13 protein-coding genes are annotated in these 12,244 nt (G+C 37.0%); 6 read left to right on the top strand and 7 right to left on the bottom strand.

Annotation, left to right across the window (positions count from 1 at the left end; genetic code table 11):
* Positions 1-17 precede the first annotated feature (17 nt).
* Positions 18-1,079: a protease SohB gene (sohB, locus tag H4J62_RS07945; RefSeq protein ID WP_182217537.1), complete on the top strand. Its 1,062-nt coding sequence runs from the start codon at positions 18-20 to the stop codon at positions 1,077-1,079.
* Positions 1,080-1,246: 167 nt separating this feature from the next.
* Here sohB and H4J62_RS07950 read toward each other — a convergent pair whose 3' ends face one another.
* Entirely contained in the window at positions 1,247-1,516 is a 270-nt protein-coding gene (locus H4J62_RS07950) for a hypothetical protein (RefSeq protein ID WP_070376242.1), read from the bottom strand.
* A gap of 297 nt (positions 1,517-1,813) precedes the next feature.
* On the opposite strand from H4J62_RS07950, the gene H4J62_RS07955 reads away from it, so the two are divergent.
* The 4 genes from H4J62_RS07955 to rlmM are packed head-to-tail and all read left to right on the top strand — an operon-like array spanning position 1,814 to position 4,922.
* Positions 1,814-2,722: a transcriptional regulator GcvA gene (locus H4J62_RS07955; RefSeq protein ID WP_182217538.1), complete on the top strand. Its 909-nt coding sequence runs from the start codon at positions 1,814-1,816 to the stop codon at positions 2,720-2,722.
* Positions 2,712-3,380: an alpha/beta family hydrolase gene (locus H4J62_RS07960; protein ID WP_182217540.1), complete on the top strand. Its 669-nt coding sequence runs from the start codon at positions 2,712-2,714 to the stop codon at positions 3,378-3,380. Before H4J62_RS07955 ends, H4J62_RS07960 begins: the two co-directional genes overlap by 11 nt.
* On the top strand, positions 3,334-3,822 hold the full coding sequence (locus H4J62_RS07965; RefSeq protein WP_259364611.1) for a DUF423 domain-containing protein: 489 nt from the start codon (positions 3,334-3,336) through the stop codon (positions 3,820-3,822). The genes H4J62_RS07960 and H4J62_RS07965 overlap by 47 nt, the downstream gene beginning before the upstream one ends.
* Positions 3,823-3,833: 11 nt before the next feature.
* Complete coding sequence (rlmM, locus tag H4J62_RS07970; RefSeq protein WP_070376245.1) at positions 3,834-4,922, top strand: 23S rRNA (cytidine(2498)-2'-O)-methyltransferase RlmM; 1,089 nt, start codon at positions 3,834-3,836, stop codon at positions 4,920-4,922.
* Positions 4,923-5,015: 93 nt separating this feature from the next.
* Here rlmM and H4J62_RS07975 read toward each other — a convergent pair whose 3' ends face one another.
* The 6 genes from H4J62_RS07975 to queF all read right to left on the bottom strand — a co-directional run bounded on the left by H4J62_RS07975 (position 5,016) and on the right by queF (position 11,621).
* Positions 5,016-6,023 (bottom strand): isocitrate dehydrogenase, encoded by a 1,008-nt coding sequence (locus H4J62_RS07975; protein ID WP_070376246.1) that lies wholly within the window; start codon positions 6,021-6,023, stop codon positions 5,016-5,018.
* Positions 6,024-6,227: 204 nt separating this feature from the next.
* Complete coding sequence (locus H4J62_RS07980; protein WP_182217543.1) at positions 6,228-6,605, bottom strand: DUF3192 domain-containing protein; 378 nt, start codon at positions 6,603-6,605, stop codon at positions 6,228-6,230.
* Between the two features lie 112 nt (positions 6,606-6,717).
* Complete coding sequence (gene xni, locus H4J62_RS07985; RefSeq protein WP_182217545.1) at positions 6,718-7,518, bottom strand: flap endonuclease Xni; 801 nt, start codon at positions 7,516-7,518, stop codon at positions 6,718-6,720.
* A gap of 10 nt (positions 7,519-7,528) precedes the next feature.
* On the bottom strand, positions 7,529-8,869 hold the full coding sequence (ppnN, locus tag H4J62_RS07990) for a nucleotide 5'-monophosphate nucleosidase PpnN (protein WP_182217547.1): 1,341 nt from the start codon (positions 8,867-8,869) through the stop codon (positions 7,529-7,531).
* A 105-nt stretch (positions 8,870-8,974) separates the two neighbouring features.
* The gene (locus H4J62_RS07995; protein ID WP_182217548.1) at positions 8,975-10,573 is read right to left on the bottom strand and encodes a GGDEF domain-containing protein; all 1,599 of its coding nucleotides are present in this window, start codon (positions 10,571-10,573) and stop codon (positions 8,975-8,977) included.
* Positions 10,574-10,757: 184 nt separating this feature from the next.
* Entirely contained in the window at positions 10,758-11,621 is an 864-nt protein-coding gene (gene queF, locus H4J62_RS08000; RefSeq protein ID WP_182217550.1) for an NADPH-dependent 7-cyano-7-deazaguanine reductase QueF, read from the bottom strand.
* 61 nt (positions 11,622-11,682) lie between these two features.
* Here queF and syd point away from each other — a divergent pair, with 61 nt between their 5' ends.
* Positions 11,683-12,243 carry a SecY-interacting protein gene (syd, locus tag H4J62_RS08005; protein WP_182217551.1) on the top strand — a complete coding sequence of 187 codons (561 nt, stop codon included), beginning with the start codon at positions 11,683-11,685 and terminating at the stop codon, positions 12,241-12,243.
* Position 12,244 lies beyond the last annotated feature (1 nt).

Below are 12,244 nucleotides of genomic sequence, written 5' to 3' on the forward strand. Positions count from 1 at the left end.
AATAACAGGAGAATGTATTGGAATTTTTGTATGAGTACGGGTTGTTTTTAGCTAAAGCGATCACCTTAGTTATTGCGATTGTCGCAATTGTCACGGTTATTGCTTCTTCAGCGATGAAACCCGCCGGTAAAAAAGGTGAGTTAGAGCTTAATGACTTATCTGAAGAGTTTATCGATGTTGAAGAAGATATTATTCATTACCTCTTATCAAAAGAAGAATTAAAAGAAAAAGATAAGAAAGATAAGAAAGCAGCGAAAGAAAAAGCTAAAGCCGATAAGAAAGCAGCAAAATTATCAGCCGACAATGAAGGTACTATAGTTAAAGCTGAAGCTAGGATTTTTGTTGTTGATTTTAATGGTAGCATTGACGCAAGAGAAGTGAGTGCACTACGTGAAGAAATATCAGCAATACTAACGGTTGCAACCCCTGAAGATGAAGTGTTTTTACGTTTAGAAAGCGGTGGTGGCATGGTTCACGGTTATGGCTTAGCAGCTTCACAACTTGACAGACTTCGTCAGCATAATATCCCGTTAACTGCATCAGTTGATAAGGTTGCGGCAAGTGGTGGCTATATGATGGCATGTGTTGCCAATCATATTATCTCTGCACCGTTTGCAATTGTTGGCTCAATCGGTGTTATTGCGCAAGTTCCTAACTTTCATAAATTGCTCAAGAAAAACGATATTGACTACGAACAATTTACTGCCGGCGAGTTCAAACGTACAGTGACTATGTTTGGTGAAAATACCGATAAAGGTCGTGAAAAGTTTTCTGAAGAATTAGAAGAAACTCACTTACTCTTTAAAGACTTTGTTCGCGAACGTCGTCCAAGTTTAGATATTGATAAAGTAGCAACAGGCGAACATTGGTTTGGCAGTACCGCGAAAGAGCTTGGTTTAGTTGATGAAATTCAAACCAGTGATGATTTCCTTCAGTCTCGAAGTAAGTCGCACAAAATTATTGCTTTAAGATACGTAATGAAAAAAACCTTAGCGGAAAAGTTTTCAAAAGCGGCATCAATGTCTGTTGATTCTATCTTTAGTAAACTTTGGCAAAATAATCGTATATTTCCAAGTTAACGCATGCGTTTTGAGTGAATAAGATCTAAAAAAGGATGCTAATGGCATCCTTTTTTGTTTCTTTTCGCTGGGTTATTATAGGTTATTATTTAATTATCCACTTTAGAGAAGTTCTAGAGAAACTTCCGTAAAAGCTTTTAAAGTATACCTATAATTAAGATAAGCGCTTACTCAGCAATCAATAGTGACTTTTCAAAGTCACGCGTAGACTTTACTTCTTTATCGCTTATTTGTGTCACTGGCACGTTAATATCAGCTGTTGCTAACATGGTGCTAAAGGTACTCAATTTCATTGAATCAGCGAGACTTTTTTCAGCCGCTAATGTTATTGAAAATTCAGCGACTGTTTCTACTTCTACCAATTCTATGGCTTGAACTTGTGCTACCATCATGGTTGCTGCTACTGTTAATATTGCTACTTTATTAAAAAATTTCATAGGGTCACCCTTAAATTAAACGTTATATCCATATAGATGTTCTGGGACCTTTTCTTACTTAATTCTTGAATATGGGTTGGGAATCACATTCAATAGCTAGCCCAATATGTTTGGGATAAAGATGAAGTCCTTCATCTATGAAACGAATTCTACGTTAACTCTGGTAACTTTTGAAATGACAATTTATAATGTTTATCATTAGAAAAACTAATGAATAATAGTTATTTATCATTGTTGCTTATTTATGCATTTATTTTGAATGCTATTCCATGTAAAAGTTATAATTAAAGGTGAATTTTGTCTAACAGGCTTCCGCCACTAAACGCTTTGAGAGCATTTGAGGCATCAGCAAGACAGTTGAGTTTTACTCGCGCTGCTGAAGAATTATTCGTCACTCAAGCGGCTATCAGTCATCAAATAAAATCGCTTGAAGATTTTTTAGGCATAAAGTTATTTATGCGTAAAAATCGTGCTTTGTTGCTTTCTGAAGAAGGTCAAGCCTACTATCTTGATATTAAAGATGTCTTTAATGCCATTAACGAAGCAACTGAGCGATTGTTTGCCCGTGGTGAAAAAGGCGCGATAACTGTTAGCACACAACCAAGTTTTGCTATTCAGTGGTTGGTGCCGAGATTAAATGCTTTTTATGCTTTACATCCTGACATCGATGTTCGAATTAAAGCGGTAGATCAACCTGAGAATTCATTGACGGGTGATGTTGATGTAGCGATATATTTTGGTCGCGGCCATTGGGCCGATATTGATGCAGAACAATTACAAAAAGAATATCTTATTCCTGTTTGTTCACCTTTATTGTTGCAAGGTAAAAAGCCACTCGATAAAGTCGAAGATCTGATCAACCATACTTTATTGCATGATACTTCTCGCCGTGACTGGAAACGATGGTTCAAACAAGTAAACGTTAAAGCAACCAATGTCAATCATGGACCCATATTCAGTCATTCCGCTATGGTTGTTCAGGCGGCAATGCATGGGCAAGGTGTCGCATTAGCTCATAGTTTCCTGGCGAAACCTGATATTGATGCAGGTAGGCTTATATGTCCCTTTGAAGATGTTTTAGAAAGTAAAAATGCCTACTACGTCGTGTGTCGAGACCGACAAGTTGATTTAGGTAAAATTGCAGCATTTCGTGAATGGGTGCTTGATACTGTTGCCCAAGACCAAGAAGAATTAAATGACCAATAAGATGATTAATCTTACTCCTGATATTTCAACTATTATTAGTACCGTAGCAAAGCCTAAAGCTTTGGTTGTTTTTGCTCATGGTGCGGGTGCCGATAAAAGTCATGAATTTATGGAACAAGTCAGTCTTGCTTTAAACCAAAAAAATATCAATGTATTGAGATTTAACTTTTCGTATATGGATGTTCGCTTGGCGCAAGGTAATCGTAGACCACCCGATAGAATGCCAAAATTACTGGAATGTTTTTCCACCGTTATTGACGGGTTAGATAGTGATTTACCCCTTTTTATCGCGGGGAAATCAATGGGTGGACGTGTCGCTGCGACATTGGCTGGAGATAAAACAGCTAAGTTTTTAGGGGTAATGTGTTTAGGTTACCCGTTTCATCCACAGAAAAAACCTGAAAAATTAAGGTTGGCACCTTTGCAAGAAACACAAATGCCTATATTAATTTTACAGGGCACTCGAGATGCGTTAGGTAGCCAAGAAGAAATTGCACAATATGAATTTTCAGAGCGTTGTCACTGTATATTTTTTACCGATGGGGATCATAATTTGAAACCACGAGTAAAGTCAGGTTTTACCCATGCTCAACATATACAATCGGCGGTTAATGAAATGGTTAAATTTATTGATGAGCATAACCCAGATGAAATATAGTTGTGTTTATAGAAATTACTTGACCGCCATTATGATATTTATTGGTATCAGTGGCTGTTTTTCTGTATTATTCGGCGCTTGGTTTGCTCATGCTGGGGCAAATTTACCAAATGAAGTACAATCACGCCTTGCCAATGCATTGCAATATCAATTTTTTCATACTATAGCACTACTTACTGTGGCCATTTGGTTGCAAGTTCTAATGAGTAAGCGTCATGCGGCTAAAGTTATTAATCTTTTATATTTATCAGCAAGCTTTTTTATAGCCGGGATTTTATTTTTTAGTGGTGTTTTGTATATAAAAACATTTTTTGATTTTACTGTTATTGGAAAAATAGTTCCCTTTGGTGGTATATCATTTGCGCTGGGTTGGTTGTGTATCAGCTGGGCGGGAATTAATAGTACTCTGTGTACTTTAAACACAGACCAAGATCGTTTGTAGGTAAATTAGTTATGACCTCTATTATATTATATTGTCGCCCAGGCTTTGAAAAAGAGTGTGGTGCAGAAATTCAAGAAAAAGCCGCGTGGAATGAAGTGTTTGGCTATTTACAGCTAACTAAAAACGAAGGTTTAGTCTATTTTCATTTAAACAATCCTCAAGACGGTGAAGTTTTAATGGAAAAAATCCCATTGCGCCGCCTGATATTCGCTCGCGATTGGTTTGTTACCGTAACAGATAAAATTGACTTACCTGATTACAATCGTGTTGAAGCTATTACCGAAGTTTTAGGTACCGAATGGCAATATGCTGATTTACGGATGGAAATGCTTGACACAAACGAAGGTAAAGAACTTTCGAAATTCTGTCGTAAGCTGTCTGTACCGCTACGCCAGGCATTACGTAAGAATAAAATTCTTATGGAAAAAGGTGATAACGATGGCGCTATCTTACATGGTCTTTTTCTAAGTGGTAAAGAAGCTATTTTTGGTTTTTCGTTAGCCGATAATAGCTCTGTTTATACTATGGGTATTCCAAGGTTGAAGTTTCCAAGCGCTTCACCGAGCCGTTCAACATTAAAATTAGATGAAGCTTTTCTTCACTTTGTACCTCGCGATGAATGGGACGAACGTTTAACATCAGGTCTTAAAGCCGTTGATTTAGGCGCTGCTCCTGGTGGTTGGACATATCAATTAGTACGTCGTGGTATGATGGTGACAGCTATTGATAATGGCGCTATGGCTGAGTCATTAATGGATACAGGGCAAGTTAAACATCGCATGATGGACGGTTTCAAATATGTACCAATGAAACAAAATGTTCATTGGTTAGTATGTGACATGATCGAAAAACCTCAACGCGTAGCTAAGCTAATGGCTGAGTGGTTATTAAAAGGTTACTGTAAAGAAGCTATATTTAATTTAAAGTTGCCAATGAAAGGCCGTTATCAGGAAGTCACTAATGACTTACAAATACTTAAAGATGCTTTTAGTGAGCATAAAGTAAAGTATGAACTCTACGCTAAGCACCTTTATTATGATCGTGAAGAAATAACTGTTCATGCAAGATTATTATCTCCACCGCCAATGAAAGAAGAATAGCACGGCTCTTCTTGCATTAAAAAACCGACGTAATGTCGGTTTTTTAATGTCTGTTACAAGCGGGTATTACTAACAACTTCTAACCCGTTAGGTTTATAAACGCTCTAATACCGCTTGGGTAAAATCAGTGGTGCCGTGAGTGCCGCCTAAATCACGAGTCGTTCTATCACCCGTAGCAATAACATCTGTAATTGCATTACGGATCTTACTGGCTTTATCACCCATGTTTAAATATTCAAGCATTTGAATAGCGGCTAATATCACTGAAGTAGGGTTAGCTAAATTTTTGCCTGCAATATCTGGTGCACTACCATGCACAGCTTCAAAAATAGCGCAGTCGCCACCAATGTTAGCGCCAGGAGCCATACCTAAACCACCAACTAAACCTGCACACAAGTCAGATAAAATATCACCAAATAAGTTGGTTGTTACAATGACATCGAATTGTTCTGGGTTCATTACTAATTGCATACAACAATTATCAACGATCATTTCTGTCGATTCTATTTGTGGATAACGGGCAGCAACTTCACGCGCAACTTTTAAAAACAAGCCAGAAGTTGATTTCAAAATATTCGCTTTATGAACAGCTGTTACTTTTTTTCTACCTTCTTTGATAGCCGTTTCATAGGCAAAAGTAAGAATGCGTTCAGCACCTTCACGGGTAATTAAACTTTTTGCTTCAGCAACTTCGCCATCATCAGACAATATTTGTCCTAAGCCTGAATACATACCTTCGGTGTTTTCACGTACCGTTATGATGTTTATGTCTTCGTAGCGGGCTTTAGTGCCTTTAAACGATATTACAGGACGAACATTTGCGTAGAGTTGGAAATGCTTACGCAAAGTAACATTGATAGAAGTAAAGCCTTCGCCAACCGGTGTGGTAAGTGGACCTTTAAGGGCGATTTTATTTTTTTGAATAAGCGCTAAGGTACTTTCTGGGATCAAGTCACCATGATTTTCAAGAGCAGTAAGACCGGCGTCAGCATATTCATATGCAAAATCACATCCGGCTTTGTCTAGTATTTTAATTGTAGCATCGATAATATCGGGACCAATGCCATCGCCGGGGATCACTGTTATGGTTTGTGTAGCCATTTTTCTGCCTTTCAAAAGAGTTTGTCAAATTAGGAAACGGGTGCTGTTATAGCACGCGATACTTGTGTAATCTAGGATAAAACCTTTCAGGCACCCTACATCGTTTGGTTTTACCTGATTGTGTTTTATAGTTGTTAGTATAAAGGATCGTTTAATGAAACGTTATTAGACTTTTGTTTTATTAAAGCTGCTTTCAGCGTTAGTTTATAGTTGCTGAAACTGTTCGTAAGCTGTGTTGCCAATAGCGATAAGTGAGCCATTTTTAAATAAAAGTGCGGTACATTCGTCTTGGGTAGTAAATCCATCAGATTTAACGTGTTGAGTACGATAAAAGGTCACTTGAAAACTGTCTTCATTAACTTTTTTCGCCTCTGTTATATCTGGACTGCCTAATTCTTCTATCGCTTGGTCGAAATTAAACTTTTCTAAGGTTAATTTACCTATGTATTGCTTGTTATATGATTCGCGGTCACCCCATTCCATATCAGATGGACTGTCATCATAAAAGTTTACCACTAGGGCAACAAAAACACCGTAAATGGCTAATGCGATTAAGATACGAGAGATGACTTTCTTATTCATTTATTAAAATTTCCGTTAAATTGTTGATCAATATTGAAATATGAAGCTTAACAAGCGCTAATTATTTTAGTTAATTTATACAAGGTTTAATACAAATATTTTGTTCACTCCCCTATGAAGAAAGGCGAATATCTTTCAAATTAAAGCCCAGTGGTATGTCTTTTTTGAGCGTAATAAGCTCTTGGCTGAGTGCAATTTGTTCTTTATGTTCAGCAAGCTTATTGGCTAATGTTGCTTTAATATCAGTTGCTTCAAGTATACTTTTTAATGAGCCATACTGATTTAATAACTGTGCAGCAGTGACTTGTCCAATCCCCGCAACCCCTGGAATCTTATTGGTATTGTCACCGGTTAATGTCCATAAATCCATAAGCTGTTGTGGCTTAACATTGAATTTACTTAGTACAAAGTTAGTATCAAGATGGCGACGATTAAAGTGATCATAAACGCCGATATGTGGACCCAATAATGAGAGGAAGCCTTTATCTGTCGAAACGATCGTAACATTTTGATCTTTTAATGCCATTTTTACCGCCAATGTCGCAATGATATCGTCAGCTTCATCTTCTTCTGGTATTAATGAATCGACTTGTTGCTTCATTAACTCATCTTGAATATCAGGAAGGCTGGCAGCCAAATGTGCTGCCATTTTTTTTCTACCTTTCTTATAATCAGGGAATAGCTCGTAACGCCAACAAGGCTTATCACTATCAAATACCGCTAAAACATGGCTAGGTTGTAGATGATCAAGTATTTTTGTTAACGCTTGTCCGCAAGCGATCTGAGTATTAAACAGGACTTGTTGTTTGGTGTTTTCTGCAAGCTCGTTATTAAAAAGAAAAGGACGCTCTTGTACTGCGTATATTCTCCTAATTAAATTCAACGCATCAATTAATACAAGATGTGCGGACATTCATTTACCCTTAAATTACTTTATAGCATGGTATATATTTACTGCCAGGTAGTTTCATTCGTTGTTGCTCAACAAATGACGCCAGTAAATTATCCATTAGTTTCATTATTTTTTTATCGCCAGATATTTCAAAGGGACCATTCTCTCTGATTGCTCTAATACCTTGCGATTTTACGTTACCCGCTACTATAGCAGAAAAAATACGGCGTAAGTTTGCTGCTAATGTCGCTTTGTCTAAATCATAGTTAATTGGCAGGTTAGCAATGTTCTCGTGCGTAGGTTCAAAAGGCTGTTGAAAGTCGGGCTCAATCACTAAAGACCAGTTAAAATGGAAGGCATCACCCGTTTTTTTGCGATAAGTTATGACTTCATTTAATTTATGACGCATGGCTTTAGCTACCGCAATTGGGTCATCAACAATAATTTCATAAAGGTTTTGTGCTTTTTCACCTAAAGTTGCGCCAATAAAGCGATCAATTTGAATAAAGTATTCTGCGCTCTCTTTAGGTCCTGTCAAAATAATAGGTAATTTTTGAGCTTCATTTTTGCTATTGAGCATAATACCTAAAATATAAAGCAATTCTTCGGCGGTTCCTGCGCCCCCAGGGAAAATAACAATACCATGTGACATTCGAACAAAAGCCTCTAAGCGTTTTTCGATATCAGGCATGATAACTAATTCATTAACGATAGGATTAGGTGGCTCAGCCGCAATAATACTTGGCTCTGTTAAACCAATATAACGACCGTCTTTATTACGCTGTTTTGCATGAGCTATAGTTGCTCCTTTCATGGGACCTTTCATTGCACCTGGGCCACAGCCTGTACAGATATTAAAGCCTCGCAGGCCCAATTGATAACCCACTTCCTTAGTGTACTTGTACTCATTATCGTTTATAGAATGACCACCCCAGCAAGTAACCAGATTAGGATCGCTTTCAGGGATAATAACATTCGCATTTCGTAAAATATCAAATGTAAGATCTGTTATCTGCTGAGTATGTTTAGCATCGGCTTGGTATCGATTATGGGTAAAAAGAATATCGCGTAACACCGCTGATAAAAGCTCTTGTATACCTCTTATTATTTTACCATCAACAAAGGCATCACCAGGTGGGTTTGTTAAAGCTAATTTTACACCACGTTCGCGGCGCAAAACTTGTATCTCAAAATCTTGAAATTTTTGATATATTTGTTCGGCATCATCGGTATGGCTGCCGGCATTTAATACCGCGAGTGAACAATTTCGATAGACTTGATAAGTTTTACTGTTCGCTGATTTTTGAAGTTGCTCTATTTCTGATTGTGAGAGCAGGTTCATATTGCCAACAGGATTTATTTGCGTATTCATCATTGAGCTCCTTCAGAAAAATGTAAAGCTAATAACTTGAAACGTACCAAGGTTATTAGCTTTTTATGGATAATTGCAGGAAAAAACGGAATTTTCAGACGATATTTATAGGTAAACAACGTTGTTTTTGCCTTTCTCTTTGGCTTGATAAAGTGCACCATCTGCTCGTTCAAAAGCCATATGGACATTATCATCTTGTTGGATATGTGTAACGCCAATAGAAATGGTGATGGTCACTTTATTACTTTTAAATTTAAAGGGTAATTTTGCGACTTGTAAGCGCAGTCGGTTAAGTTTATCGATTAAGTTTTCTTGATTGGTACCAGAGAATACGAGTACAAACTCTTCTCCGCCATAACGTGCAATAAATGCGTCACTACCTATGTGTTTTTTTAAGGTACTTGAAATAACTTGCAAGGTTTTATCGCCAGCAGTGTGGCCGTAGGTATCATTAATACGCTTAAAGTTATCAAGGTCCATTACCACAATAGCCAAGTCGAAATTTTTATTATGAAAACGCACCATTTCTCTAGCGAAGTATTCATCAAATGCGGCGCGATTGTTGAGCTTAGTTAAGGCGTCTTGTAAGCTTCTGGCTTGTTGTTCTTGAATACGTTTTTCAAAGTTTCGGCTTTGTTTTTCTAATAATTCGACCTTTTCAGTCATTGACGATAATTGGCCGTGTAAAGCATCTTGTTGTTCACGTTCAAAGGTTGTTTTCTTTAAAAGTGTACCAGCAATAAGTTTTAACTTAGCATTAATATCAACTTTAATATCGGCTAGAGACGTGGCTTTATCTAAACCATTAGCCATATCTACAATCTGTTTTTGCAACTGTTCATTTAATAAACCATGTTGTGATTGAGATTCTTTGCAACTGTTTAGTGTTGTTTTTACTGCGAACTGTACCGTTGTTAAGGTTTCGCTTAATGTTGAAAGAAATACTTTTGCAGTATTTCTTTCATCGTTTAAATCTTCAATGATCACATCAAATACGGCCAAAAAACTGTCTAGTAAGCTGTTGTTTGATATACCTTCATTGAGCTGAGACTTAATCACAGCGATATCTTTTGCATGTTTATCTGAGACAACTAAGTCGGCAATAATTGTTTCAAAACGAGCGATGTATTTCAGCTCGGCATCGTTATTAACTTTAACCGTTTTTGTTGTTGAGTTCTGTTGTCCTAATAATCCCCCCACAGGAGCAGCGTCAATAAACTTTGCTGCTAAGGCGTCATCGTAAAAGGTTAATAACTGACTTAACAAGGGAACATATTGTATAACAGCATCTTTGGGATCTTTTGACTCCGTGATTAAACTACGTAATTTACGTCGTAAGTCAGCAGGTAAGCCATTGATTTTTTGCAAAGCTAAACCAGCGATATGGAATCTTTCGTGTAATTGGTTAAGATTTGAAATGTTTATTTGAGATTGCTGTTGTAGTAAAAGTGAAGTTGCGGCTATGTGTGCTTGAATGTCAGCAAGTGGCGCCGACTGTTTGAGTAAAAGTCGTAACTTAGCCAACTTATTATCTAACGTAATATCCATGCCCTTGCATACAAGAGAAAGCTTTTCAATAAAGGTTATTAACAGTGAAGACTGTGATTTTAGATCTTTTTCTACGTCGGCACGTGAAGTAATGGCGAGTTCGAGTTTTTTCTTCAGTAATGTTATTTCTTTGTTGGCGGCTGGGTTGTTGCTCATAAAAAACGGTCTTCCGTAAAGTACTTTATCGGCTAATGGACTTGATAAATTTGCATTGAGTATAGCTAAATATAGTTAATATAAAAATGAACACACTTTTAAATTATATGACTTAATAGTAAACCTAAGATGCTAAAAAGTCAGCATTGATAATGATTTATAATTGATTTAACTCAAATAGTGTTTATTGTCTTAGCGTTCTTCCGGTTGGTGCGTGTAAGGTAGACGTCGATCGAAATGGATTTATGTCTAAACCGCCTCGTCTGGTGTAGCGCGCAAAAACAGTCAACTCAGTCACTTGACAATATTTCATTAAATCACAATATATTCTTTCAACACATTGTTCGTGAAACTCATTATGTTGTCTAAATGATATTAAGTAAGCTAGCAAAGCGCTCGGTGAAATCTTTTGACCACTGTATTGAATATAAATACTTGCCCAATCGGGTTGATTAGTAATTAAACAGTTAGATTTTAATAAATGGCTGACTAAAGATTCATCCTTGACAATTTCCCCTGCAATATTTGCATTGTTGAGCAGCGTTGGATCAAGTTGATAGTTATCAATATCAAGTTCAACATCATCTATACATAGGGTGTTTTCAGAAAAAATCTGATGATTTATTTCCAGTGCAGGGCAATTATCAACAGGAAATAGCTTTACGCCCGCTTTGCCTTCAGCGGTATTGGATAGATCTTTAATTAAGCAATCTTCAACCTCTTGCCAAGATGAAAACCGACTCTGATTAAAGCTATTTAAATACAATTTAAATGACTTAGACTCAACTATGTTAGTGCTGGTGCAAGGAAAACGAAATTCTGCAACAGCAACAATGGGTTTACCTTTGCTATTGAGCCACGAAAGTTCATAGGCATACCAGACATCTTCGCCAATAAAGGGTAAGCTTTCGGCGTGAATAGCTAAACTGTCTCTATTTAAAGTTCGAGGTACCGCTTGTAAGAGTTCTGGGTTATATTCACTGCAATAATTAGTGGCTTTTCCAAGTGTTAATTGGCTTAATACTTTTGCGTTTTTATAATTTGTCATACAATGGCTAGTTTAGTCTATTGGCTATTTGTCGTTACATTTTAAAGGATCTTTTTAACAGATGAAATCATCACCATGCGAGTTAATGCAATCTTTATCATTATTTTCACAAAAATATTTATCACAATACCAAGAACGTTACCAGCATTTACCGCTTATAGAAAAAGACGAACAATGGCCTTCTCCATGTTTATCAGATGATTATGATGAAAATCATCAATATTGGCAACCTTGTGAAATCAGCGACCCGATTAACTTTGATAATGTTGAAAAAGCGTTAGAAATAACAATAAACGCGGATTTTAAAACCTATTTCACCAGTTTGTACAGCGACACCTTAGATGCAAGCTGTGAGGAAGGCGCTTTATCACTACTTTTTGCTTGGAGCAAAGATGACTTCCAACGTTTACAAGAGAATGTGATAGGGCATATATTAATGAAGCAGAAATTAAAGCAACCATTAACTTTATTTTTTGCCTTGACCGACGACGATAATATGATTTTAAGTGTCAACAATGACAACGGGGAGATCTGGGTCGAAAAAGTAGGTGCTAAAGCGCATAAGAAAGTGGCCGACTCACTGGTTAGCTTTATTAATATGCTCAGCCCTAGAATTCCTTAAC

The sequence above is a fragment of the Colwellia sp. BRX8-5 genome (assembly GCF_014077325.1).
GTDB lineage: Bacteria > Pseudomonadota > Gammaproteobacteria > Enterobacterales > Alteromonadaceae > Colwellia_A.

Coding starts and splice junctions, on each gene's coding strand:
- H4J62_RS07950 (WP_070376242.1), bottom strand. CDS start 1,516: ATGAAATTTTTTAATAAAGTAGCAATATTAACAGTAGCAGCAACCATG.
- H4J62_RS07965 (WP_259364611.1), top strand. CDS start 3,334: ATGAAATGGTTAAATTTATTGATGAGCATAACCCAGATGAAATATAGT.
- ppnN (WP_182217547.1), bottom strand. CDS start 8,869: ATGAATACGCAAATAAATCCTGTTGGCAATATGAACCTGCTCTCACAA.
- H4J62_RS07975 (WP_070376246.1), bottom strand. CDS start 6,023: ATGGCTACACAAACCATAACAGTGATCCCCGGCGATGGCATTGGTCCC.
- H4J62_RS07960 (WP_182217540.1), top strand. CDS start 2,712: ATGACCAATAAGATGATTAATCTTACTCCTGATATTTCAACTATTATT.
- xni (WP_182217545.1), bottom strand. CDS start 7,518: ATGTCCGCACATCTTGTATTAATTGATGCGTTGAATTTAATTAGGAGA.
- syd (WP_182217551.1), top strand. CDS start 11,683: ATGAAATCATCACCATGCGAGTTAATGCAATCTTTATCATTATTTTCA.
- H4J62_RS07980 (WP_182217543.1), bottom strand. CDS start 6,605: ATGAATAAGAAAGTCATCTCTCGTATCTTAATCGCATTAGCCATTTAC.
- rlmM (WP_070376245.1), top strand. CDS start 3,834: ATGACCTCTATTATATTATATTGTCGCCCAGGCTTTGAAAAAGAGTGT.
- H4J62_RS07995 (WP_182217548.1), bottom strand. CDS start 10,573: ATGAGCAACAACCCAGCCGCCAACAAAGAAATAACATTACTGAAGAAA.
- queF (WP_182217550.1), bottom strand. CDS start 11,621: ATGACAAATTATAAAAACGCAAAAGTATTAAGCCAATTAACACTTGGA.